The sequence below is a fragment of the Desulfobulbaceae bacterium genome, assembly GCA_015231515.1.
Classification (GTDB): Bacteria; Desulfobacterota; Desulfobulbia; order Desulfobulbales; family VMSU01; genus JADGBM01.
The window spans coordinates 32,692-55,748 of sequence record JADGBM010000005.1 but is presented as its reverse complement, the minus strand read 5'-3'; the positions used below and the strand labels follow the sequence as shown (position 1 = coordinate 55,748).

Genomic DNA, 23,057 nt, shown 5'->3' with positions numbered 1-23,057 from the left:
GTATTTGTCCTATTTGTTTGGTGTCCGTGCAAACATTACATTAATAAACGATGGTTGGCGATAAACTAATGAGCTAAAACATCCAGAAGTATCTTTACCTGATTGCGGGCTGCAGTTTGCTGAGCATTGGCTGTTGCCACAGCTTTCTCGTTTGCTTTGTTTAGCAGATCAGGTTTGTTTGCAAATGAGAGCAATAGATTCTTAAGTTCAAAAGAGTTGGCAACCATAAAGCCGCCGCCATTATTTTCGAGTAACGTTACAGCATCAAGGAAATCTTTCATGTGTGGTCCATAGATTGGAGCCTTCCCGTGAAGTGCTGCCTCCATGATGTTGTGGCCGCCTTTCTCGACTAAACTTCCACCGCAAAAAACAAAGGTTGCGATTGAGTATAATCCGCGTAGTTCTCCCATTGTATCAAGTAAAATGATTGAGGCGCTACGCACTTTTCCAGAGAGTAGCTCTGAAAATCTCTGGTGGTCTACCTTGAAATCATCAAGGATCTTTTGAATCTGCGCTAATCTCTCTAAATGCCGCGGGGCTAAGATCATTACTAAGCCGGGCATCGATGATACAAGTTCTAAATAAACTTCGACAAGCAAGGTTTCTTCACCGGTATGTGTGCTGCCCGCCACCAGAAGCGGTTGGTTTTCGCGGAGGCAAAGCAACTGCCTGTATCGCTGTTGGGAGCTGTCTGTGGTGTTGTAATCAGAATACAAAGTTGTATCAGGGAGACGCAGTGAATATTTAGCGTTACCAGTAACCACAATTTTATCCCGTCGATATCCTAACGCTGTATAACGCTTCTTGTCTGTATCGTTAATGACAGCAATTTTTTCAATATTTGCTAATACCTGTCGCGAAAAGTCTGCAAATCTGTTGTAATTGTTAAAAGATTTTTCAGACATTCTGCCATTAAGCAAAACGGTTCTCACTCCATTGTTGCGCAGAATCCGAATGATGTTCGGCCATAGTTCGGTTTCAAGACAAACATACGCTGTGGGCTGTAGTTTTCTTAGAAAAGCATGTACAATATGGGGCAGATCCAGCGGTGCATAAAGACAAAGGGCTTTTTCCCCCAGTTGGGCTTGGGCAACTAGCTGACCCTGGTCGGTTACGGTAGTAATTATAAAGTCAGCCGCTAGCTTCAATGCGTGGCATTCTTCAATTAATGCTTTGGCTACTTGTACCTCACCGACAGAGGCGGCGTGAAACCAGATGCGCTGTTGATGCTGCCATGACCTGTTTACTGCAAAGAAACCAAACCTTTGCTTCAGGCTATTTAGGTGTTTTCCTGTAATTAAACAGTATGGTATGAAAAAGGGTGTGGCTGCGATGATAAGCAACCAGCCTAATAAAGTGTAGATTTCATAGTACAAAAGATTAATTTACCCAATTTCCTGTCTGTTTAAGGCGTTAAGTAAAACCGCCCAATTTAAACTTTAAATGGTCTTTTCGTCAACATCATTTTGACAGTTCGTGAAAGTTTTCATCTCTTTACTTTTGCGTAGCGATCAATATACTAAGTAAGGGAACTGATTTTATCATTATAACCTCGAAGCAGGTCATTCTCAGACGGGTGAGGTTAATTTTTAGGTGGAGCCGATTGCTGCATATAAGTGAACTCTATGGAACGGACAATTAAAATATTAGCTGTCGATGATAAGCCTGCAAATTTATTTGCACTTGAGTCCTCACTTGATTTCCCTGGTGTCGAGGTTGTTAAAGCCTCTTCTGGAAATGAGGCTTTGTCGTTAGTTCTGGAAAATGATTTTGCCCTGGTTTTACTTGATGTACAAATGCCGGATATGGACGGATTTGAAGCGGCGGAATTGATGCGTTCAAATCCAGCCACGCAGCACATCCCAATTATATTTGTAACTGCCATCAGTGTTGAACAGAAGCATGTTTTTCGAGGCTATGAAGCGGGTGCCGTAGACTATCTGTTTAAACCGATTGATCCGGAAGTTCTGGCAAGTAAAGTAGCTATCTTTTGCGAACTTTTCAGGGTGAAGAGAAAGGCTGAGCTGGACAAAAAGATGTTTGAGACAACGCTGCGCTGCATTGGTGATGGCGTTGTGGCAACTGATGTCGGGGGTAAAATAACATTTATAAACCCGATTGCCGAGTTGATGTGTGAGGTGTCGGGAGAGTTGGCAGTCGGGCAAAATATCGCAGATGTTATAAGGGTTGTCGGTACCGATAACCCTTTGGGATTCATGGATATAGTTACGCAGCAAAAGGTGTGTGGATCTGATTCGAGCAAGGTTGAGTTGGAGCTACAGAAAAAAAATGACACTGTCATTCCTGTCGATTTTTCGGGTGCTCCGATTATTGATTCGTCAGGAGAGTCGCTTGGTTACATTTTTACCTTCAATGATATCAGTCAAAGAGTTGAGGCTGAAAAGGAAAGAGCTGAGCTGAACAGGAAATTACGACAATCGCAAAAAATGGAAGCAGTTGGCACCTTGGCCGGTGGTATTGCCCATGATTTTAATAATATTCTAACCCCAATTCTTGGTTATGCTGAACTGACGATTGATAAGCTTGAGGAAGATAGTGGTCTGCACCATAACATGACTGAGTTGCTTAAGGCTGCTAATCGTGCCAAAGACCTGGTGAAACAGATTTTAACATTTAGCAGGCAGCAAGAGAAACTGTTTGCCAACATGAAGATTCAGCCCGTTGTCAAGGAGACTATGAAGCTGCTGCGGGCTACATTTCCATCAACAATTGAGATTCAATCTGAAATAAGCCCGGATTGCGAGGCGATTTTTGCCGAACCGACTCAGGTTCATCAGGTGATAATGAATCTTTGTACGAATGCCTATCACGCTATGGGAGTGGGAGGGGTGTTGAAAGTGTCACTCGTCCCAGTAGTGATTTCAGATGAAGCTGATTCCCGAGGTTTAGAACCTGGTAAGTATGTCAGGCTTTCGGTTAGCGACACAGGGGTTGGGATTAGCAGTGATCTGCATGGTCGAATATTTGAACCATACTATACGACCAAAGGTGTTGGTGCCGGCACAGGCATGGGACTTGCCATGGTACATGGTATTGTCGATGAACACAAAGGACGGATTTTGCTGAGCAGCACCGTTGGTGTCGGATCAACATTTGAGGTTTATTTCCCGGTTGCAACAGGAGATTCTGTTGTTGCTTCTCAACCTCAAATAGTTGAGGCGCCTCATGGTCATGCCAATATTCTTGTCCTTGATGACGAGGAAGCAATCGTCTGTCTGGTTGGGGAGATTCTGGAGAAGTTTGGTTATACGCACAGTAATTTTACGAGCAGTGTTGAGGCCTTAGCGGAATTTTCTGCCGATCCTCAAAAATATGATTTAATTGTTACAGATCAAACAATGCCGGAAATGACAGGGGTTACGTTTGCGGAACACGTTCACCGGATTAGACCTGAAATTCCAATTGTCCTTTGCAGCGGCTACAGCACTGATGTCAATGAGAAGAATGCCGCTGACCTTAATGTTACCTATCTTGGCAAACCAGTCTGTAAAAATCTTCTTGCTACAACCATAGATGCGTTGCTGACCAAAAGAGTGTTACGCTAAGAGACAGCTTGTTGGTTTTTTCCCTGCATTTGTGCGTTATACCCCGCGGTTACAGTCTGGCCAAAGTTGTTTATGGAGTTGAAGCTGTAATCTGGCGGGAGGTTGATCTTTGAGCATCCATTCTACGAGTTGTGCAGGATCCAGCAGACCCAGAACTGGTGAAAAAAGCACTCTGCCAGAAGCTCTTGTCGATAATGAGGTATACTTGTTTATAGTCTCAAGGGCCCAGTCATAATCAGTACGTGAACTTAAGACAAACTTCACTTCATCTAAAGGGCCTAATTTGTCGAGATTGTCCCAGGCAACCTGCTGGCACATTCCGGAGTCAGGGCATTTAAGATCGATAATTTTAATGACACCAGAGGGCAGGTGGGAGATATCCAGCGAACCGTTTGTTTCAATGAGAACAGTTCGGCCTGATTTAATCAGAACTGTGGCCAGATCGACACAAGCTGGCTGTAGAAGTGGTTCGCCGCCGGTGATCTCAACAAGTGCACCGGGGTATTGATCCACAAAATTGATAATTTCATCCAGCGATTTTTCTGCACCACTCTCCTCGTACGTGTAGCGGGCATCACAATAATGACATCGCAGGTTACAGCCATGCAGGCGGATGAATACACATGGCAAGCCAGCAAAGGTCGATTCGCCCTGGATGCTGAAAAACAGCTCTGAAACCTTGAGGATTGGGCTATCCTTCACTATAGGTGACCCCGGTACTTTCGGTTTCACCCACGGTAACACTGTGAAGATGATATCGGTCAGAAGAAAGCGGGGTTTTTAAGCGATTAAAAATATGTTGGGCCAGGTTCTCTGATGAGGGATTTTTATCTAAAAAGTCGGGGTGCTGGTTTAAGTCACAATGGTCAAGGTCATCCATGACCTTTTCGACCGCCTCTTTTACCGTTCTGAAATCGATGCCCATGCCCAGCTCATCAAGCTGTGTCGCACGAACTTTTACCTCGACATTCCAATTATGGCCGTGGGGAAATTCGCAGTTGCCCGGGTAGTTTCTGAGGTGGTGGCCAGCTGAAAAATGTGTTTTTATAAATACATCAAACATGATACTCTCCATAATTATCTTGCATTATCTGCCAGGTTTTTTTAGTGTCTTGAGCTTGTTTTTTTATACCAATATAAGTACGACATCTTAAATGAGTTTTACTTTTTTTGCCAAGAAAGTTTTGTATTTTTATTCATAGAGGAGATCCTGGAAAATGGCTCGAATTGCCCCGCTCTGTGGTGTTCGTTATAACACCGACAAAATCAAGAAAATGGAAGATGTTGTTTCGCCTCCCTATGATGTAATTGATGTGCAGTCGCAGGCTGCCTTAATTGGTAAAAACCCGTATAATATGATCAATCTTGACCTGCGGAAAAGCGTTAAGGTTGACGCGCTGGCTGATGGACGCTATCAACAGGCCAGTGAGAGATTTAACAAATGGTTGGCCGAATCGGTGCTTATTCAAGATCAGCAACCTGCAATGTATCTTTATTCTACCGACTATACGACCCCGTCCGGCAAAAAATTTATTCGAAAGGGTTTTATATCGCTGGCAGGTCTTGCAGAGTTTGCGGAGGGAGTTGTGAAGCCCCATGAGAAGACCTTTCGAGGGGTTACAACTGATCGGCTTAATCTTATCGATGCCTGTAAGGCTCAGTTTAGTCCGATTTTTTCACTGTACTCGGATCCGGCTGGCGATGTAATGGCCTGTCTTGAAAAGGCCTGTGACTCAGAGCCATTATATTCTGTCAGTGATCAGGACGGCTGTAGTCATACAATCTGGGCCGTTACTGATCGTCTGGCGATAGAAAAGGTGCAGAATCTTTTTGTTGAAAAGTCAATCTATATAGCCGACGGCCATCATCGGTACACAACCTCTTTGCAGTTACGAGAGTTGATGCGCCAACGGCTTGGCTCTGTTGAACCCACAAGCCCCTTTGACTACACGATGATGTATTTCTGTGCTATGGAAGATGAGGGTCTTTCTGTTCTGCCAACTCATAGGTTGGTACGTATTCCTTATATTGCCACTGTCGACTCCCTTGTTTCCAGGTTAATGGAGAGTTTTGATGTGGAGGAACTCATGAACGGGTCTCGGGAATCATTGATCGGTGAAGTGTTGGGCCGCATGGAAGAACATGCAAGTTCGACGATGTTTGGTTTTTATCATACCGCCAGTGACCGGTGTTTTTTATTGTCCTTAAAGGATGGCGTGATGGAGCAGACTTGCTCTGCTAAGCATCCAAAATCATTGCAGGAACTTGACGTTGTCGTTCTCTCTGAGCTTGTTCTTGAATGCTCTCTTGATCTCTCAAAAGACTTATGCGAGAAAGACGGACTGATTAATTATTTTGCTGATCCAGACGAAGCCTTGGATGCGGCTGTTAAAGAAACTGCTGTTGATGACGGATGCAGTCCTGTCTTGTTCCTGATGAACTCTACCTTGGTTGAACAGGTTCGTCGAATTGCCGATGAGGGCCTGGTCATGCCGCACAAATCGACCTATTTTTACCCCAAAGTGCTTACCGGTCTGGTAATTAATAAATTGGTTGGTACAGATACCATCAAGTGAGGTTTTCGGTGAAAGGTGAAAGGTGACAGAGGGGCATAAAATCGCGACTGATAAACTGGAGCTTACCCATGACTCTCTTTTTGCCGGGAAGTTAGTCTGTTGTCAGCATCGAAATGGCTATCGGTTTTCAGTCGATGCTGTCCTGCTTGCTCATTTTATCCATCCAGCCCGGCATTCAATTCTTGATCTGGGCGCCGGTTCCGGCGTTATCTCTCTTATACTCGCATACCGTAACCCCTTGATCTCCATAACGTGCCTTGAACTTCAGAACTATTTATCTCAATTAATTAAAGCAAATATTGCCGCTAATGGCCTTGAAGATAGACTTACTTTACTGCAGGCCGATTTGCGGAAGATGGAAGGTATCTGTCCTGGCAGCTTTGATTATGTGGTCTGTAATCCCCCCTATTATAAGCTTGGCAGTGGCCGGAAAAACCCTGGCCTGGAGCAGTCAATTGCACGCCATGAAGTTCTGGCAGATCAGAAGGCTATTCTTGCAGCCTGTAATTATGCAGTTAGAACCAAAGGAAAAGTTGCTTTGATTTATCCTGCTGAGCGGGCAGCCACTCTTCTTGCCAACCTCAAGCTCTCTGGCTTAGAACCAAAAAGAGTTCAGGCGGTCTATCCTTACCCAGGCACTGACGCGACGCATCTGTTGATTGAATCAGTCAGGTGTGGAGGTGAGGGGCTCACTATTCTTGAGCCCTTTTATATCTATAACTCAAAGGACGGTGGTTATAGCGCTCAGATGCAGGCCTTATACAATGACTGATGGTTTGTGGTTTGTTTATATTGTGCGCTGTAGTGATAACTCCCTGTACACAGGGATTGCTAAAGATCTTGAACGAAGAGTTTTCGAGCATAATTCTGAGGCGGGAGGTTCGCGGTATACCAGAGCCCGGAAGCCTGTCGAAATGGTATATTTTGAGGCTGGTATTTCCCGGTCGGCGGTGTGCAAGCGCGAGAACCAGATTAAGAAAATGACTGTTCAACAGAAAAACTCTTTAATCAATACAGCTGACACCAATAAGAAACCCCTTTTGACATAGGCCAAAAGGGGTTTCTACTGCAATGGAAGCTGCCGCTAGGCTTTTTGCATCAGGCATCCCGCAGAGAGGGGACAAGCTTGTTGATTCCCCAGAACAGAACGAAGGGGGTTACAATTACTGTCAGAGCACCGAATAACCCCTCTTTATAGGTTTCCAGGTTGTGTGGAATGATTGGCAGGTCATAGTGCATGAAGCCCTCAAAGGACAAGGAGAAGGCTTGACCGCCAATAACAACATTCCAACGCATCATGAATACCCCGTAAAGGACGAGAATAAGCGCTACGACCATTCGTTTGATTGATGGTTTCGGAATGAGTAAAAGAATGAAGGGGATGAGGTTTCCAAAACCATATTGCAGAATAAAGATTTTGGTGAAATCCGTATCAAACATGACGTCTCGCAGTATGTCCCAGGATTTCATTGCAGTGTAGCCGCGGAAAATCAGATCCAGCAGCTCCAAAGAGATAGCGGCAATCAAAAAGCCAAGCAGGTATCGGCTTGTTTTGGTGATGACATCTATCTCGACACCACCCAGTTCTTTAACGGATTCATCTCCCCGACCTTTGGCCAGCTTTGCTCTAAATTTCTTCCACTCCATGATGATGATATAGGTCAGCATGCAAAGGGCAATACCAGATACAACTGCTGACATGATGAATATTACCGGCATTAACGGTGACATCCAAAGGGCATTGGCCTTAACAGAACCAAAGATAAAACCGGCATAGCCGTGCAGAAAGCAAGCTACAGGTATTCCGATGCCAGCTAAGATCTTAACCCCTTTTTTGTCAATTGCGATTGCCCTGTCACTTGTGTCGAATGCCCCTAATGTCAGTACTGTATAGGTGAAATACTTAAGAACATTGGCAAAGCCTTGTTTGCCCTTTAAAGCATGTGACTGATCGACAAAAAACTTCCGGTAAACAAACCATATTTCGCTTAAAACAATCATGGCGTAGGTTGAAAAAACGATGCCAAAGGCTGCAATTGCAGAGGTGAAGTGTGGTGTGAACATAACGTTCAATCCGCGAAAGGGCTGTAGCAGGTGCATCTGCAACGGCATCATAGCTGTGGGTAACAGGGCCAGGGAGAAGACCAGAGAAAAGCGGGCAATGCCGCGCAGGTCTTTTTGGCCGAAAACGTGATAAAGGGATGATAATACGAAAGCTCCGGCAACCAGACCGGTCATGTAAGGATACATGACGATTTGAATACTCCAGTATATGAACTCATTGGGGTAGACAAACAGCTCTTTAATCGTCCATTCCATTCCGTGTACAATTATTTCTTCCATAGTTTCTACCTCACTCGTTCATCAAGGCCAATATAATAGACCTGTGGTTTTGTTCCGTATTCGTCTTTTAAAATACCCACCCTCTGGGTCATAATGGTGTGAGTGACCGGATCATCTGGATCCTTTAGGTTGCCCATTAGACGTGCGCCAAAAGAACAGGCTTGGACGCAGGCACTTTTCAGCCCCTTATTGATGCGATGATAGCAAAAGGTGCATTTATCGGCGACTTTATCTACTGGATGAAAGAATCTGGCGCCATACGGACATGCCATTACGCAATAGCCGCAGCCAATACACCATTTTTTGTCGACCAGCACGACACCATCTAAGGTCTGGTAGGTTGCGCCAACGGGGCAGACTTGGACGCAGGCCGGGTTTTGGCATTGATTACAGAGTTTGGGTAGAAAAAATGCCTTGGTGATGTCGTCTGGGTTGATATCCTGCTCACGAATTGTGGGGTCGGTATATCCATCACGGCCACCGTGTGGTGTGTCAATATGTGACTTGCCGTCCTTGGTGATAACATAGCGTTCAACCCAGGTACGAGTTACCGGCACGTTGTAGGGGATCTCATTTTCACTTTTACAGGCCTTTACGCAAAATCCGCAGCCCACACATTTTTGAATATCGACTAAAAATACCCACCGCACTTTATCATTTCCTATCGATGCCTTTGCCTCGGCGGGGCTCAAGGTTTTGAATGCGGTTAGAGGTAAGGAAGCTACAGCGCAACCGGCAACTGCAGTTTTAAGAAATTTTCTTCTGCTTGTGCTCATTGCATCTCCTCCAGGTTAGGGTGATGGGGATTGTGGCAACTGATGCAGTTTTCACCTGGGTTATGCTCAATGGGGTCTACCGCTGGCATATCGGCACGGTTACTTTGTGGATACGGCAGAAAGGCGTGGCATCTAAGACAGAGTAGCCTATCGACTTCAATGGAAAGTTTTTCGGGGTTGTCTGGGTGGTCAATTGCCGGGCCGTGACAGTTTTCACACTGGATTATTTTATGGGGTGACGTCAGGTTTTCTTCAACTTTTTCTTCGTGGCACTCGCGACAGTACTCTTTTCCCTGATACTTGACCTTAAACTCTTTCCATTCGTCAATACTGCTTTTTCGGTGAAACCCGTAGGTAAAATTTTTACCATGTACACCGAAGTCGGAAGGAACAACGTTGGCCCTGACAGTCAAAAGAAGAGCTACAGCGCCTATCGCCACTAAAAATGGCCTCCAGGCATGATTCCCCATACGACACCTCCTTGGTTTGAGTCAATGTTTTAAGCTATTTGTAGAAAAACATTTCTTGACATGAAAAATAATCTATGGCAGACAGTCCTATACCACACTGTGGTGGTTGGCACAATAGATGGCTCGTGAAAAATGTGCAAGTGTTAAATTTGATTTTCTGAATATTTTTCAATCATACCTACAACCCGTATGGGGGGGGAGATGCCGCGAGAACAAAAATCACTTGAAAATCAGATCGAATGGCTTGCTGATGAGATATTGATACTGAAAGAAAGTTTGATCGGTCTAACCGGCAGGATGGAGGCATTGGAGCGTGGAGGTGTTCTGCCTGAAAGTGCCACGTCGGCCCGTTCCCATGAGCAGATATCACCGATTAATTCAGCTAACTTACCTGAAGAACCAGGCGCTGAGGAGTCGTGGTCGAAACTCTCTCAGGAAGTGCTTTTACCCCGAATAGCTGCAGTAAGTTTTATGCTGGTGATTGCCCTTCTGCTGCGTACTGCTACTGACAACGGTATGGTTGCCCAGGTGGCCGGGTCAATTGTTGGCTTTACATATGCGACAGGTTTAATAGGCGTTGGATGTTTTATGTACCGGAAAGAGAACCGATTGGCACCTGTTTTTCCTGCCTGCGGTGTTTTACTTCTTTTTTCAATTATCTATGAAACTCACTCCTATTTTTTGGCAGACTCTGTCCAATATGCTTACATCCTCTTAGTCGTTGTTGAAATTAGTATCGCTTTTATTGCTGTTCGGTGCAGAGCTGCTGTTCTGCTCTATATAGCGGTTTTTGGCTCGACCGTGGTGGCAGTCGCCCTTGATTATGCTAATATGGATTTTACCATGGTTGCCTGTGTGGTTATTGTGAATGCTGTTGTCGGGCATCTTGCAGCTCGTTATCAGATAACGACAAAACTTCGCTGGTATAGTTTGTTGTTCGCACTTATTGTCTGGACGCTGTGGACCTACAAACTTAATTTTATTATGGGCAATACTCCCGATCTTGCCGGAGAGATGGGCTTACCATATTTTCTGCCTCTTTTATTTGGACTCTGGGCCTTTTACATATATACATCTTTGTGGAAAACTCTGACCAAAGCTAATGAGTTCGGGGTGTTCCATACTTTTTTGCCAGCAGTTGTCAGCGGTTGCACTTTTTTTGCCGCCAACGGTGTACTCAAGCCATGGGTGGGCCAGCAGCGGCTAATCGGCTTTGCGACTGTTCTGGTCTCGGCTGCTTTTATGGCCTTAGTTGCCTGGCTGGCAAAACGTCAGGAGAATGATATCCCCGGTGGTAAAGAGTTTGTTACAGCGGCCACAGTACTTTTAATTCAAGGCCTTGCGGTATCGGTTCCACCTCTGTGGGCGTTACCTGTCTGGGTGGCTGCCGCCGGGGCCTTAACTATTCGTTCTAGTCAATGGCACAGCGGTGGAATACGAGTTATTTCATATCTGTTCCAGATGTTCATTCTGGCTTTTGCTATAAAAAATGGTGTCTTCACGGTTGGTAGCACAGCCTGGTTAAGCGGGGCGCTGACCGCTGCACTTTTATCGGCGATGACCTTATGGCTCTTTAGCTGGTGCAGAACTCACCAACCTGAATTTAAGAGTACGTTTTTTGGTCTGTTTGATAAAAAGGACTATAGCGCGGTGGTTCTCTTGATCATTGGGCTTTTTGAGGCCTATGTTGCAGCCCGTTTTCTGGTGGGGCGCTTTACTGTAGGTTTATCTGACCCGGAAAATGCCTTTTACTGCGCGCAGAGTGTTGTTTTAAACTCTGGAATAGTAATCCTGCTTATAACTGGACTAAGATTGAGAAACAAGGAGATACTTGTGGTGGCAGGCTTTGTGGTGTTGGTTGCAGCCTTTAAGGTCTTTTTGTTTGATCTGCTGAGGACAGACGGAGTTCCCCTGGTCTTAAGTGTTTTTTCATTTGGGGTGGTGGCTGCGACTAGTTCCGTGGTTATGAGAAAATGGTCTGTGGTCAGGAAGAACATTGAAGTAAGCTGAAACTCTGAAACGTAAATCTTAAGGGGAAAGTAGTTCTGCCAGCTGTTTTTGGGCAAATTCAATGCTCGGATCAAGCGCCAGGGCCGTTTCAAAGTTTTTGATCGCTTGCTCTTTATCGTTAAGTTTATGGTAGTTAACGCCAAGATTAGCATAGTCAATTGCAGAAGACGGGGCCAATTCAACCGCCCGAGTAAAATGATCTACGGCTGCGGAGAAGTCGTCTAGTTTATAGCTGCAGACGCCGATCATATTGTGAAGGTCGGGCCGTTCATCATCAAGGGCAAGGCCCTTCCTTAAAACATCAATGGCGGCTTTAAATTTGCCTTGATCCTGCAAGCAATTTCCCATGTAAGAGTAGATGTATGGAATGTCCTCCTCTTGGGGGTTCAGATTGAGGGCTCTTTCCAAATGCGGCATGGCTTCGTCGAATTTCCCCAAGGTATGAAGATTTCTGCCGAGATAAAAATCGATATAATAGGCATCTGGAAGAAGTTTTTGCATCGTTACAAGTTGGTTACTTGACTCAACCGGATCAGGAGTACGTTCAGCAACCAGCTTAGCAGCAAAAAGACCAACATTATTAATCATGGATCGTTCTCGGAAATGGGCGCCTGGAACGATTGTGTAGATGGCTGGAATCTGCAGTTTGTCATGCATGGTGTTGAGTAGATATACTTCCATGTCGCGCTTTTTAAGAGCAGAAAGCATGCTCTCTATCTCAACTTTCATATTGTCATTAGTCAGGTCAGCCATAGCATCGAGGCGAATTTTAGAACCTGGATGGGTCACATAGGTAATTTCATCCATGGAAAGGGGTTTTGGTAAACCACTGGCAACGTAATTGGCATTTGAATGAAAATCACCAGCGAGTTGAGCGACCTCGGTGATGGCTCTGATAAGTGCTTTAGTCGGGTTTGGTGTTGTACCGGCCGTGTAAACAATCTCACTGGAGCCAGGGAAGGTGTTTCTGTCGATACCAAGGGCTGCGATGGTTGGTATGCCGGTGTCCAAGGTGAAATCATTAAGGTAAAGTTCGATGCCGTTGCGAGTGAATTTATTGACAAGATCAAGGGCAACTTTATCGTTGATGCTCAAGATATCGACTGCCGGAGTCTTGATCTTCTGGTGGGTAATTAGAGCACAGACATGACGTTCGACAATTTCACAGATACCCTGACTGATCGCCTCTTCGTAAGTATTACCAGCAGAAGGGCCGTTAAACTCATTGATGGCAAAAAACCAGCTGAAGGGTACCAGCAGTTCTTCACTCTGGTTAAGGTGGGTGGCCCATGTCCACTGAATGGGGATATCCTGGATAAGCTGTTCGAGAAGGCCAATGTCAGTATTAACGTCATGTACGGACTTCAGCAGATTTTCAAGGGGCATTACCGGAAAGTCCATTGACTTAAGATTGGCGTAGCGCTCGGTAATGAAGTTGTTAGGATTTTTAATAAAGCTGAAGAAGCTGAATCGTTCACCGAGTTCCATACAGGCACTGGCCTGAGACTGCTCGGGGGTACTGCCTTTGCCCATCTGCTTTTTGTTGCCGATAATATCACGGGCATCTTTGCCGCAGACACTGAAATAAACTGGGATATCGAGCCTGCCGGTGTCAATGCGTTTCACCTCGCGAAGAATATCTAAGTCAACCTCTTTGAGCTTGTTTTTGAATCGATTAACGGTCTCTGTTGGATCACAAACTTTATCCTGGTCAAATGTATAGTGTTTAAAGCAATCAGTTAATCGAATCGGTTTCTTTTCCATTGTTTTCCTCGTTCAGTACTGTGTAATCTTAATATCTATGGTTATTGTTGTGGCACAGAGTGGTACAACATAAACCGTGGGGCAGGAAACTGCAATTATTTTGTTGCGAGGATATGTTGATTAAGACGAAAAAAAGAAACTGTCGAGTTAACGCAAGGGTGGATTAAAATAACCGAACTTTAAAAAGGGGAATAGTTGTTTGAGCTTTGCCAGCCAGGGTAGAATGCCCATGGCAGATGATGTAAGTGGCTGATTGACTGTTTCCAGATACCAGTCTGGATCCATGTTGAGATTGCGGAGTTGGATAAAGTCAGGGCGGCACTCTTCAATGAGCGCGCAGAGGGCGTCAAATTCGGGGACGCAGTCGGTAAAGCCTGCGAAAAGAAAATAATTTAGAGAGACAAAACGATCATGTTTTTTCATGATTTTTATTGATTGTTTAACGCTGTTCAGGTCAAACCCTTTGGGTCGGTAGTAAAGGCTGTGCTCATGAAGTCGGGCACTGTTCAGGCTTGCCCGGATACTATCGAGTCCAGCTGCGGCAAGCATCTCAATCTCATCGGGTAAACTGGCGTTGGTGTTAAGGTTGATGGTCCCCTTGCTGGTGCTTTTACGTATATGCCGGATAGCGTTTTCAATAGTTTCGGCCTGTAAAAGGGGCTCTCCCTCACAACCTTGTCCGAAACTGACGACAGCTTTTTTAACTTGAGCAAGGTGTGGTATAGCAATTTCGCCGATTTCTTGAACGCTGGGCACAAATTTAATTCGTTCTTGGGTGGAAGGGCAGCAGCCGGAAGGTTGCAGAGAGATACAGCCGACGCATCGGGCATTACAGGTTGGCGATGTGGGTAGTGGTGCTTCGTGGCGGCCCAGAAAAAAATTCTTGGCCGCAGGACAGCTATACGTCAGGCAGCATTTGCCAAGATGTTGAATTAAACGATTGCCGGGGTTGGCTTTTAAAGCACGCTCGGTATTCTTCTGGATTTCCCTGAGATCAAAATGGGCGATCTCCTGTCTTGGGCTGGGATCACTTCGAAAAGCTGACACCCAGAATTGACCGTCATGCCAGCCAACAGCGGTATAGGCAAAGAGGGGTAATGGTATAGGGGAACTATCATCTTTTTCGTAGGCGGCAAGATGAATTGCTGTGTGTGCCGGTGAAATAAAGGCAGCAACCGCCTGGATACCATCCTCAACTGCATATGGATTTTCGGCCAGTTTAGCAGCTTCGATATCATCTGGCGCAAAACCAACTGGGAGACGGTTGGGCAAAACAAAAATTTCACTCCCTTCCGGGAGGGGGATCAGCTCAGAAAGTTTTGGCTGGCAGAAGCTATACGCGCTTCTGCCGGCCATATTTAGTTCCGGGAACTCTTGAATTTCTCCACGGCTATTGGCAAATAGCAAACATGGCATTTGGTTTGGATGTTGTGTCGCCATGCTCTCAAAGGCTGTAATTAATGACGCGGCCTGATTTTATCCAACACCGAGTCAACAACTCTGTATATCTCAAGGTCATCACCGAAAATATCTTGAACTGAAGGGTGTTCAACAACATCTTCGATAATGTATTGGGTGATGTAGAGGCTTACGAGGTTTGCATTACCAACCAAACTGCGAATCGGTGCAACTTTAAACTGCATTTCAAACTCTTCAAGATCAGCAATCTTGCCAAAGAGTTTTTCGAAGAGTTCGCGCAAGGCTTGCTCTGAATTGGTCTCAACAATTTTATTGTCGAGAAGTTTTTGAACGAGTTTCATTGATAGCTCGCCAGCATATTTGTAGCATGCCTGAAGCATAATTCTCCGTTCACGATCACGCTCCCTATCTATCGAGTCCGAAGCCTTTATTTGAGATCCATATGGATTGTGTGCTCTTGCCATGCCTTTTTTCTCCCTATTACATAATTTGGTAGATGATTTTTGCCCTAAAGTAATTGATTCTAAGAAAAAATTAAAGTAAAGGGTTGCGTTTTGTTAAATAAAGATTTTATTAATGGAAAATTCGAGTTGTGAGCCAGGCGGCCTTGCTGGTCTGATCGACTCATGAGCCGCTGTACAACCTTTCAAAATCAAACAGTTTTCACGGAGATTAATAATGACCAGCGCGGCAAATGTACAGAAAAAAAGTATGACTATTCTTATTCCTGAGGGGCTGGTTCCGCTAGCAACTCTTAATGCCGTAAACGATCTTGTCGAAAAATATGGTTTGCAGGTGTATCTGTCCACAGCTCAGAATCTGCGAATTCTTAATTTTAAAGATGAAGACGAGGAGGCTATAAAGAAGGCTTTAGCTTCTGTAGGCGCGGTGTTTAAAGGGCCGGGTAAATTCCCTCTGCCCAGGGTATGTGTCGGTGAAAACTATTGTAAGTTAGGTGTTGTTGATACCTTTGCCCTGTCAAAAAAAATAACTGCTAAATTTGGTGGGAGGACCGGGGTTAAGCCAAAATTTAAGATTGCGGTTTCAGGCTGTCCCGCATCTTGTGCTGGCACTCATACCACTGATATTGGCGTTAAGGCTACTCGTTCAGGGTATGAAATTTATGTAGGGGGTAAGGGGGGCGCTATTCCGAGAACCGGTCGGAGAATCGCAAAAGGGGCAGATGAGTTCAAAGTTCTTGAAGTTATCGAAAGGGTTGTCGATTTTCATGATCAGCATACAACCAAGAAGCAGCGGATGAGCAAGGTGATAGATCTCCCGGATTTTCCCTACCCTGAGGTGTGATATTGGCTTTTACATCCTAGATGTCGAGGTCGTCATAGAGGTCGGGGTAAAGCTTTTTAGCACAGGTTGGGCAGATGCCGTGGGTAAATTCGGCATCAGTTCTTTTTTGGATATATTCGTCAACCTTGCTCCACTTACCTTCTGCATCGCGAATTTGTTGGCAGGATGAACAGATCGGCAGTAATCCACTTAACGTTTTGACCTTATTTATCGCGGCTCTCAGCTCATCGATCAGCAGCTTATTCTCTTTTTCTGTTTTTTGTCTTACGGTTATTTCCTTCTCCAGTGCTTCGTTAACCTTTGTGAGTTCTTTTGTGCGCTCAGAGACTCTGAGCTCAAGGTCTTCATAGGCATCCATAAGTTTTTGTTCGGCGAATTCTCGAGCCTGTATATTTTTACTCGCCTGTATAATTGCCCAGACAACAGCTCCTAACAGCAGAACTGAAATCATCAGGGTTGAGATTGTTATCTGGTTAATATGAAAAGCGAGCTGTGAACGTTTCTCTGTAATGTCGTAATAAATTTCAAAAGCACCGGCAAAGGTTTCATCGTGCATGATGGGGACATAGACCTCAACCACGTCAACCGGCATTGTTTTACCCTCAAGCGAGCTTTTGTCTTTATGCACAGTTTTCGTGTAGAGCTGGCCTTTGGCTACAACGGTGTGAAAATATTCACGGGTGTTGACGGTGCCAATGTCTCTAACGTCAGAAGAGTGGAGTATTTCTCCTTTGGCGTCGAATAGTTTAATTTTGATGATATGAAAATCATTTTTAACTTTGCTGAAAGCCTTAAGGGTTTCCGGGGTAAGAGAAGCCCTGTTCACCGGGCGGTGTTTTGTGAAAAAACTATGGCTGAGGTGTTGACCGAGTTTAGCTGCGTCATTTTCCGTATTGTTTATGATGAACTGGTTAAACGATGGTTCTACATAAAAGATGATGTAGAGCGGGAAAATAACTACTGCGGTTACCGTTATGATAATGATGCTTGATAATATGTTTGAGATGTGAAGTTTCATTGTCTGTTGTTTTGTGTTCTAAATCTATCGACCCTTCTTGACAGCAATATGGAGGAATAGTAGTGTGGCTTCTATTTTATTAATAGTTGACAAGTTAAATTTGTGAAAAGTGATTGGTTTTAAATGCTGTAATTATTTTACGCAGGATAAAATATAAACGCCATATATTAACGATACAATTTATCAAAATTTTTACTCACTTTTTTTAGGAACAGATATTCTTACAGGTGTACTTTATGAATCATGAAATAGTTGATGTGATAATTGTTGGCGCAGGCCCGGCGGGATTACAGGCAGCCTTGCACGCGGCACGTAAAAAAACCAGCGTTATTGTTCTTGGTAAAAGCGCTAATAGCGCTATCTACCCAGCACATGTTGAAAATTATTTAGGTGTGGATGGAGTAGCGGATGGTGCTGATTTGCTTGCTATTGGTGTGGGGCAAGCCAAGAGGTTTGGCGCTCAGGTTAAAGAAGAGGATGTCTTAGGCATAGAGCAGAGTGGGGCTTTGTTTGTCGTAAAAACCGATTCAAATGAATATCTGGGGCGAACCCTGATTCTTGCCACTGGAACATCACGAAAGAAACTTAAGGTTGAAGGCGAAAAAAGACTTTTTGGCCGTGGTGTAAGCTATTGTGTTGATTGTGATGCCAATTTTTATCGTAATGCAAAAGTTGCTGTTGTCGGTAATGGCAGTGCTGCTGTTGATGGAGCTCTAACTCTGTTGGGATATGCCGCAGAAGTGAGTCTTATTACCAAGCAGTTAACCGTCTCAGCGGAGTTAGAGAAAAAACTTCTAGCTAGCGATGTCAGAGTTAAAGAGGGTAGGTGGGTAGAAAAAATTCAGGGTGAAAACGAAGTGGAGTCGGTGCTGCTTGATGATGACAGCGTGCTGCTTCTTGACGGGGTTTTTGTTGAGCTGGGAGCCAAAAGTGCTGTTGAATTAGCAGTGAACCTCGGAGTTATGCTGGATATGGAGACTATGACCCATATTGCAACCAATAAGAAGCAGGAAACAAATATTGCCGGAATTTACTCCGCGGGTGATATCGCCGGACAACCCTATCAAATGGCTAAAGCTGTAGGGGAAGGGTGTGTGGCAGGGTGGGAAGCAGCCAATTACGCCAATAAACAAAAACGTGAGGAAATGGCCGATTAGGAGGTATTTCTGAATTATCGCTAATTTTCCACAATAAGCTCACCATTACCAGAGGTTTTTATCGGTGAGCAATGATTTCTAACGGTTATAATTGGACAGTAAGGAGTTTTTATGGTTCTCCGGATTAGTGTGTTGTTATGAGTCCAGCGCAATACTTATTTTAGAAATAAAAGAGAAATAAAAGACGAAATAAATATATGTCAAAGTAAGTCAATACACACAATTTCCTAATAAGCGAGTCTGAAATGTTTGGAAAAGTCGCAATCCCTGAGTGAGATGTGAAAGTCAAGATCTCTCCTTCAGGTCTTGCCAAATCCACTACTACAAGAAGTAAAGATGCTCCATGAGCGAATTAACAAATTAGTTTTCTTGCATGCCACATTTTCAGAGGCGCTGTTCCCGACAATTTGCTTCCAAAAGAGGTTATTAACCTCTGGGAATCCTACACCTGTTGATCTCTGCCGACCACATCTTCACCAAATTATCATTTTCGACTAGACATCAAGGGGACTTTTTGCTTCATGGGTAGATTCACTGTTGCGCATCGGTGAACAGTGTTATATATTGTAAATATGATTAAAAGTTTTAAGCATAAAGGGTTGCAACGGTTTTTCTCAACCGGAAGCACTTCAGGGATTAACCCTAAACATGCTCCAAGATTGGAAGAACGATTACAGGCTTTGCATACAGCTATAACCATTGATGATATGGATTTGCCAGGATGGAGACTACACCCACTTAAAGGTGACCTTTCTGGTTTATGGTCAGTCATTGTAAGCGGTAATTGGAGAGTTGTATTCGAATTTAAAGATGGTCATGCTTATGTGGTCAATTATGAGGACTATCATTGAAAACTGGGAGGTATAAAATGACGATCCACCAACACAACCCTCTGCACCCAGGAGTTTTCATCAAAAGGGTATATTTAGAGCCTTTTAGTGTCGGTTCAAACGAGTTAGCCAGAAAACTCCAAGTAAGCCCTGGGTTAGTCAGCCGTTTACTCAATCGTAAAACAGATGTTTCCCCGACGATGGCCCTGAAACTATCAAAGGTTTTGGGCCGTTCACCTGAAAGTTGGTTGCTGATGCAAGACAACTACGATCTTTGGAAAGCACGAAAAGAGATTGACTTGAGCAACTATGAAGGTATCGCTTTTGCAGTTTGAAAAAGATTCTTTTTAAGAAACATCGGAAGATTGTCACACTTCAAAAGATGATTCAACATGAAATCCTTCCACAAACAAGCTTACTTGGGCGGTATAGATGTGCTTTTCAGGTCTTGTCCAATTTCCAGACTTCAAAAAAGCAAACTCCTCCATGAGTAGATTTTCAGGCAGGAAAATTATAAAAAGAAATAATTAAAGCTGAATTTTTAAAGTTATAACATGCTCAAAACGTTTGAAAAATGCCAAGTTTTGAGTAATTGAAAAATGAAAACCCCCTCAAAAAAGATTTCATCATGAGTAAAGATATGACCGGCAGGTCTTGTCGATTCAACTACTCCCAAAAGTCAAAACTTTTATCTATACAGCTTGTTTTTGAGGTGATAAAATCGTCAACAGGAAGTTCCGGAGACTTTCTACTTGACACAATCACCGAACAACACACTAATCCGGATAGCCGTTTTTATTTGTATATAAGATGAAAAATCCCCCGTAATCCCCATGGAAATGGGGATTACGGGGGATTTTGTGAAGGCGTGGATTAAATCATATTTGTCGCTGCTTGAATATCTAAATCCGTTCGCAGGACATTAAGTTTGTTCCTGGTCAAAATCGCTTCAAAAATATCACTTCTATTGTGTTTCGGAAGATTGGCGCTAATCAGGTTTATTATGACCACTGATGAACACTATATGCAGCTTGCCTATGCGCAGGCCCAACTGGCGGCTCGACGAGAAGAAGTACCCGTCGGGGCAGTTCTGGTCGGGGGAGAGGGAGACGTTCTTGCTCAAGATGGTAATCGCTCAATTGAACTGTCAGACCCAACTGCCCACGCTGAAATTCTTGTCCTGAGAAAAGCTGCCAGTCAGCTTGCCAATTATCGTCTGCTTGCCACTACTTTGTACGTTACTCTCGAACCCTGCGTGATGTGCAGTGGCGCATTAATCAGCGCCAGGGTAACTCGTCTGGTATATGGAGCCGCAGATCCTAAGGCTGGGGCAATCGTCAGTAGATATAGGGTTGGTTCTGATGGTATGCTTAATCATAATATAACTGTGAGCGCAGGTCTTATGGCTGAAGAGTGCGGACGACTGTTAACCGAATTTTTTAAGGCCCGGCGTTAATCTTTTTGCCGAAGCGCCGCACAGACGAAAAAACTCAGGGCCCTGAGTTTTTTCGAGGTAGACCCCCCCTGTCTATACGAGAGTTTCCGTTGCGGCACTCACTGCTTAGTGACGCTGTTCACTTTGCAGTTGCAGCAGAGATTTGACCTGAGACATGGTAAGAAAATTTCTTTTTATGGCTACCTCACCGAATTTTCTATCGTCACACTCCTGACAGAACAAGATTTGCTTGAGCTCCTGTGGGGTTATCCAATTGTTTTGCAGGGCAAGTTGACCGATGTCGCTATCTGTATTGATCTGTCTGGACGAAGTTGCCTCTACGATATCAGCACCCTCTTCTTCAGGGCTGAATAGCTCCCTTTTCACATTGATAATCCAGGCCGGAATCGAAATCGCAAAAAAGACAACCGCAGCAATTATCATCCTTTCAACCATGAATCCCTCAGCCGTGACGCCGAAAGGGTAGGCAAGCAGTGCAAAGTAAAAGAGAGATAAGACAACACACGTTGCTGTTTTGTAAATACTTCTGTGGATGTGTAGTTTTTTCATGGCCTCTTCCTCCTCGTATTGGTGGTTGTTTTTTTAATAATTGCCGTCATGTCTTTAACAACCCTGTCACAAGTTAACCTTTGCAGTCGTCATGCCATAACTCATAAAAACAGTGCGTCGATTTGCCGCACATTCAAAAATGTATCCGATAGTGTGAGTGTATGGAGTAAAAATGACGGTCTGAAAGGAACTTTTCCAGTATATTTTTTCCAGTTATCTTTGATTTATGAAGAGAATTAGCTACACTGATATGTATGAGGTCAAAAAGGAGTCCGACCTCGATTGTGCGAAAGATCGAGATCTTCTACCACCGACCTGAATATTTCATGGGGGTGATAAATGTTATTAAATGGAATGAAAGTGGATCATAGTCAAAACAATATCAGTAGACGAATTTTAAATTCAATTACAGAAGGTGTGTTCACTGTCGACAGCGAGATGAACATAAATTTCTTCAATAAGTCCGCTGAACGTATCACAGGCATAATGCATGAAAATGCCGTTGGACGAAAATGTTTTGATGTGTTCAGGGCGAACATCTGTCAGGCTGCGTGTGCTCTGAGGCAATCGTTAAAAACTGGACAGGATGTTGTCGAACTTAAGGTTGAGATATTAAACAGCAAAGGATGCAAAACGCCTCTCATTATAAACACCTCAGTTTTAAAAAATGATGCTGGTGATATAATAGGTGGGGTCGAAACGTTTAGGGATATTTCAGCCATCGAGGTTTTGCGTAAGGAGGTTTCCAGAGGTTATGTCTTTGATGACATAATCAGTAAAAATTATAAAATTCAACAGATACTATCGACACTCCCTGATATTGCAGAGAGTGGCAGCACTGTGCTTATTGAAGGGCCCAGCGGAACAGGGAAAGAGTTGTTTGCCCGCTCAGTCCATAACCTGAGTAAGAAAAGAGGCAAGTTCGTGGCGCTTAACTGTGCTGCTTTGCCGGATACCTTGTTGGAATCCGAACTGTTTGGCTATAAAAAGGGCGCTTTCACGGGTGCAAAAACTGATAAAAAGGGTCGATTCGCACTGGCTGAAAATGGAACCATCTTCCTTGATGAAATTGGTGATATCTCTCCTGCCCTGCAATTACGACTTTTGCGTGTATTGCAGGAAAAAGAGTATGAACCGTTAGGTGGTACTGAACCAGTCAGAACAACTGCCCGGGTAATTGCTGCCACCAATAAGAATTTAAAAAAGTTGGTTTCTAAGGATAAGTTTCGCGATGACCTTTTTTTCAGGCTTAATGTTATAAAAATTGTTCTGCCGACATTGGCCCAGCGCAAGGAAGACATCCCTTTGCTAGTTGATCACTTTGTTAACAAATACAACCATTTAAAGCAAAAAAATATTGAATCAGTGTCGCCTGAGGTTCTTAACGCCTTTATGTCCTATGCCTTTCCGGGCAATATCCGGGAGCTGGAAAATATTATCGAATTTTGTTTTGTGTTATGCCATGGGCGTCAAATTGAGATGGGGCATCTGTCGGCGGAGTTTCTTGAGTCAATAGTGGAAGAGGTTCCAGAGCTTGGAGATGATGAGATGGTTTCACCCCTTGCCAACCACGAGGGCAAGGTGATTCTTGATATGTTGCAGAAGTATGGCGGTAATCGTGAGGATACTGCCAGATATCTTGGGATTTCAACAACCACACTCTGGCGGAAAATGAAAAAATATCATATCCATTTTCCGGTCTATCGCAAGAAACAGAGTGATTTGTATACTTGAGTTGAAACGTGTGCATATAGTCAAATTGTTGCATTGTTGCAGAGTATTGCATTGCACAATTTCAGAAATGAAAGATAAGGCAGC

General features: G+C 44.1%; 22 protein-coding genes. 11 read left to right on the top strand and 11 right to left on the bottom strand.

Features of this window, described 5'->3' with window-relative positions; all coding sequences use genetic code 11:
• Positions 1–65: 65 nt before the first annotated feature.
• A complete protein-coding gene (locus tag HQK80_01960) occupies positions 66–1,376 on the bottom strand; it encodes a hypothetical protein (GenBank protein ID MBF0220985.1) in 1,311 nt (436 codons plus the stop codon).
• A gap of 249 nt (positions 1,377–1,625) precedes the next feature.
• Here HQK80_01960 and HQK80_01955 point away from each other — a divergent pair, with 249 nt between their 5' ends.
• A complete protein-coding gene (locus tag HQK80_01955) occupies positions 1,626–3,566 on the top strand; it encodes a response regulator (protein MBF0220984.1) in 1,941 nt (646 codons plus the stop codon).
• Positions 3,567–3,602: 36 nt separating this feature from the next.
• On the opposite strand, the gene HQK80_01950 is transcribed toward HQK80_01955, so the two are convergent.
• A complete protein-coding gene (locus tag HQK80_01950) occupies positions 3,603–4,253 on the bottom strand; it encodes a radical SAM protein (GenBank protein MBF0220983.1) in 651 nt (216 codons plus the stop codon).
• A 4-nt stretch (positions 4,254–4,257) separates the two neighbouring features.
• Positions 4,258–4,629, bottom strand: a complete 372-nt coding sequence (gene queD / locus HQK80_01945) for a 6-carboxytetrahydropterin synthase QueD (protein MBF0220982.1) — start codon at positions 4,627–4,629, stop codon at positions 4,258–4,260.
• Positions 4,630–4,783: 154 nt separating this feature from the next.
• Between queD and HQK80_01940 the strand changes: the two genes are divergently transcribed.
• The 3 genes from HQK80_01940 to HQK80_01930 are packed head-to-tail and all read left to right on the top strand — an operon-like array spanning position 4,784 to position 7,191.
• Positions 4,784–6,142: a DUF1015 domain-containing protein gene (locus HQK80_01940; protein ID MBF0220981.1), complete on the top strand. Its 1,359-nt coding sequence runs from the start codon at positions 4,784–4,786 to the stop codon at positions 6,140–6,142.
• A gap of 22 nt (positions 6,143–6,164) precedes the next feature.
• Positions 6,165–6,914, top strand: coding sequence for a methyltransferase (locus tag HQK80_01935; protein MBF0220980.1), 750 nt, complete (start codon positions 6,165–6,167; stop codon positions 6,912–6,914).
• On the top strand, positions 6,907–7,191 hold the full coding sequence (locus tag HQK80_01930; GenBank protein MBF0220979.1) for a GIY-YIG nuclease family protein: 285 nt from the start codon (positions 6,907–6,909) through the stop codon (positions 7,189–7,191). Before HQK80_01935 ends, HQK80_01930 begins: the two co-directional genes overlap by 8 nt.
• A gap of 49 nt (positions 7,192–7,240) precedes the next feature.
• Here the strand turns inward: HQK80_01930 and nrfD are convergent, their stop codons facing one another.
• Genes nrfD through HQK80_01915 form a run of 3 tightly spaced genes read right to left on the bottom strand, consistent with a single transcriptional unit; the run spans position 7,241 to position 9,731 of the window.
• Positions 7,241–8,473, bottom strand: a complete 1,233-nt coding sequence (gene nrfD, locus HQK80_01925) for a polysulfide reductase NrfD (GenBank protein MBF0220978.1) — start codon at positions 8,471–8,473, stop codon at positions 7,241–7,243.
• A 17-nt stretch (positions 8,474–8,490) separates the two neighbouring features.
• Positions 8,491–9,261 (bottom strand): 4Fe-4S dicluster domain-containing protein, encoded by a 771-nt coding sequence (locus HQK80_01920; GenBank protein ID MBF0220977.1) that lies wholly within the window; start codon positions 9,259–9,261, stop codon positions 8,491–8,493.
• Positions 9,258–9,731, bottom strand: coding sequence for a cytochrome c3 family protein (locus tag HQK80_01915; GenBank protein MBF0220976.1), 474 nt, complete (start codon positions 9,729–9,731; stop codon positions 9,258–9,260). Before HQK80_01915 ends, HQK80_01920 begins: the two co-directional genes overlap by 4 nt.
• A 201-nt stretch (positions 9,732–9,932) precedes the next feature.
• Here HQK80_01915 and HQK80_01910 point away from each other — a divergent pair, with 201 nt between their 5' ends.
• Complete coding sequence (locus tag HQK80_01910) at positions 9,933–11,741, top strand: DUF2339 domain-containing protein (GenBank protein MBF0220975.1); 1,809 nt, start codon at positions 9,933–9,935, stop codon at positions 11,739–11,741.
• 18 nt (positions 11,742–11,759) lie between these two features.
• Here HQK80_01910 and HQK80_01905 read toward each other — a convergent pair whose 3' ends face one another.
• The 3 genes from HQK80_01905 to HQK80_01895 all read right to left on the bottom strand — a co-directional run bounded on the left by HQK80_01905 (position 11,760) and on the right by HQK80_01895 (position 15,388).
• Positions 11,760–13,505, bottom strand: coding sequence for a YcaO-like family protein (locus HQK80_01905; protein ID MBF0220974.1), 1,746 nt, complete (start codon positions 13,503–13,505; stop codon positions 11,760–11,762).
• A gap of 147 nt (positions 13,506–13,652) precedes the next feature.
• Positions 13,653–14,945, bottom strand: a complete 1,293-nt coding sequence (locus HQK80_01900) for a radical SAM protein (GenBank protein MBF0220973.1) — start codon at positions 14,943–14,945, stop codon at positions 13,653–13,655.
• 17 nt (positions 14,946–14,962) lie between these two features.
• On the bottom strand, positions 14,963–15,388 hold the full coding sequence (locus HQK80_01895; protein ID MBF0220972.1) for a hypothetical protein: 426 nt from the start codon (positions 15,386–15,388) through the stop codon (positions 14,963–14,965).
• A 214-nt stretch (positions 15,389–15,602) separates the two neighbouring features.
• Here HQK80_01895 and HQK80_01890 point away from each other — a divergent pair, with 214 nt between their 5' ends.
• The gene (locus HQK80_01890) at positions 15,603–16,229 is read left to right on the top strand and encodes a nitrite reductase (protein ID MBF0220971.1); all 627 of its coding nucleotides are present in this window, start codon (positions 15,603–15,605) and stop codon (positions 16,227–16,229) included.
• Between the two features lie 16 nt (positions 16,230–16,245).
• On the opposite strand, the gene HQK80_01885 is transcribed toward HQK80_01890, so the two are convergent.
• The gene (locus HQK80_01885; GenBank protein ID MBF0220970.1) at positions 16,246–17,247 is read right to left on the bottom strand and encodes a hypothetical protein; all 1,002 of its coding nucleotides are present in this window, start codon (positions 17,245–17,247) and stop codon (positions 16,246–16,248) included.
• Between the two features lie 236 nt (positions 17,248–17,483).
• On the opposite strand from HQK80_01885, the gene HQK80_01880 reads away from it, so the two are divergent.
• From HQK80_01880 to HQK80_01865, 4 genes are all read left to right on the top strand, one after another.
• Complete coding sequence (locus HQK80_01880) at positions 17,484–18,404, top strand: NAD(P)/FAD-dependent oxidoreductase (GenBank protein ID MBF0220969.1); 921 nt, start codon at positions 17,484–17,486, stop codon at positions 18,402–18,404.
• A 572-nt stretch (positions 18,405–18,976) separates the two neighbouring features.
• Complete coding sequence (locus tag HQK80_01875; protein ID MBF0220968.1) at positions 18,977–19,255, top strand: type II toxin-antitoxin system RelE/ParE family toxin; 279 nt, start codon at positions 18,977–18,979, stop codon at positions 19,253–19,255.
• 17 nt (positions 19,256–19,272) lie between these two features.
• Positions 19,273–19,569: a HigA family addiction module antidote protein gene (locus HQK80_01870; protein ID MBF0220967.1), complete on the top strand. Its 297-nt coding sequence runs from the start codon at positions 19,273–19,275 to the stop codon at positions 19,567–19,569.
• A gap of 668 nt (positions 19,570–20,237) precedes the next feature.
• Positions 20,238–20,690 carry a nucleoside deaminase gene (locus HQK80_01865; GenBank protein MBF0220966.1) on the top strand — a complete coding sequence of 151 codons (453 nt, stop codon included), beginning with the start codon at positions 20,238–20,240 and terminating at the stop codon, positions 20,688–20,690.
• Positions 20,691–20,795: 105 nt separating this feature from the next.
• On the opposite strand, the gene HQK80_01860 is transcribed toward HQK80_01865, so the two are convergent.
• On the bottom strand, positions 20,796–21,239 hold the full coding sequence (locus HQK80_01860) for a hypothetical protein (GenBank protein MBF0220965.1): 444 nt from the start codon (positions 21,237–21,239) through the stop codon (positions 20,796–20,798).
• 354 nt (positions 21,240–21,593) lie between these two features.
• On the opposite strand from HQK80_01860, the gene HQK80_01855 reads away from it, so the two are divergent.
• Positions 21,594–22,973, top strand: a complete 1,380-nt coding sequence (locus HQK80_01855; protein MBF0220964.1) for a sigma 54-interacting transcriptional regulator — start codon at positions 21,594–21,596, stop codon at positions 22,971–22,973.
• The last annotated feature ends 84 nt before the right edge of the window (positions 22,974–23,057 follow it).

Bases quoted from the DNA above. Each gene is read 5' to 3' on its own strand.
- HQK80_01955 (MBF0220984.1), top strand. From the start codon at position 1,626: ATGGAACGGACAATTAAAATATTAGCTGTCGATGATAAGCCTGCAAAT.
- queD (MBF0220982.1), bottom strand. From the start codon at position 4,629: ATGTTTGATGTATTTATAAAAACACATTTTTCAGCTGGCCACCACCTC.
- HQK80_01940 (MBF0220981.1), top strand. From the start codon at position 4,784: ATGGCTCGAATTGCCCCGCTCTGTGGTGTTCGTTATAACACCGACAAA.
- HQK80_01930 (MBF0220979.1), top strand. From the start codon at position 6,907: ATGACTGATGGTTTGTGGTTTGTTTATATTGTGCGCTGTAGTGATAAC.
- HQK80_01920 (MBF0220977.1), bottom strand. From the start codon at position 9,261: ATGAGCACAAGCAGAAGAAAATTTCTTAAAACTGCAGTTGCCGGTTGC.
- HQK80_01915 (MBF0220976.1), bottom strand. From the start codon at position 9,731: ATGGGGAATCATGCCTGGAGGCCATTTTTAGTGGCGATAGGCGCTGTA.
- HQK80_01910 (MBF0220975.1), top strand. From the start codon at position 9,933: ATGCCGCGAGAACAAAAATCACTTGAAAATCAGATCGAATGGCTTGCT.
- HQK80_01905 (MBF0220974.1), bottom strand. From the start codon at position 13,505: ATGGAAAAGAAACCGATTCGATTAACTGATTGCTTTAAACACTATACA.
- HQK80_01900 (MBF0220973.1), bottom strand. From the start codon at position 14,945: ATGGCGACACAACATCCAAACCAAATGCCATGTTTGCTATTTGCCAAT.
- HQK80_01895 (MBF0220972.1), bottom strand. From the start codon at position 15,388: ATGGCAAGAGCACACAATCCATATGGATCTCAAATAAAGGCTTCGGAC.
- HQK80_01890 (MBF0220971.1), top strand. From the start codon at position 15,603: ATGACCAGCGCGGCAAATGTACAGAAAAAAAGTATGACTATTCTTATT.
- HQK80_01885 (MBF0220970.1), bottom strand. From the start codon at position 17,247: ATGAAACTTCACATCTCAAACATATTATCAAGCATCATTATCATAACG.
- HQK80_01880 (MBF0220969.1), top strand. From the start codon at position 17,484: ATGAATCATGAAATAGTTGATGTGATAATTGTTGGCGCAGGCCCGGCG.
- HQK80_01875 (MBF0220968.1), top strand. From the start codon at position 18,977: ATGATTAAAAGTTTTAAGCATAAAGGGTTGCAACGGTTTTTCTCAACC.
- HQK80_01870 (MBF0220967.1), top strand. From the start codon at position 19,273: ATGACGATCCACCAACACAACCCTCTGCACCCAGGAGTTTTCATCAAA.
- HQK80_01865 (MBF0220966.1), top strand. From the start codon at position 20,238: ATGACCACTGATGAACACTATATGCAGCTTGCCTATGCGCAGGCCCAA.
- HQK80_01860 (MBF0220965.1), bottom strand. From the start codon at position 21,239: ATGAAAAAACTACACATCCACAGAAGTATTTACAAAACAGCAACGTGT.
- HQK80_01855 (MBF0220964.1), top strand. From the start codon at position 21,594: ATGAAAGTGGATCATAGTCAAAACAATATCAGTAGACGAATTTTAAAT.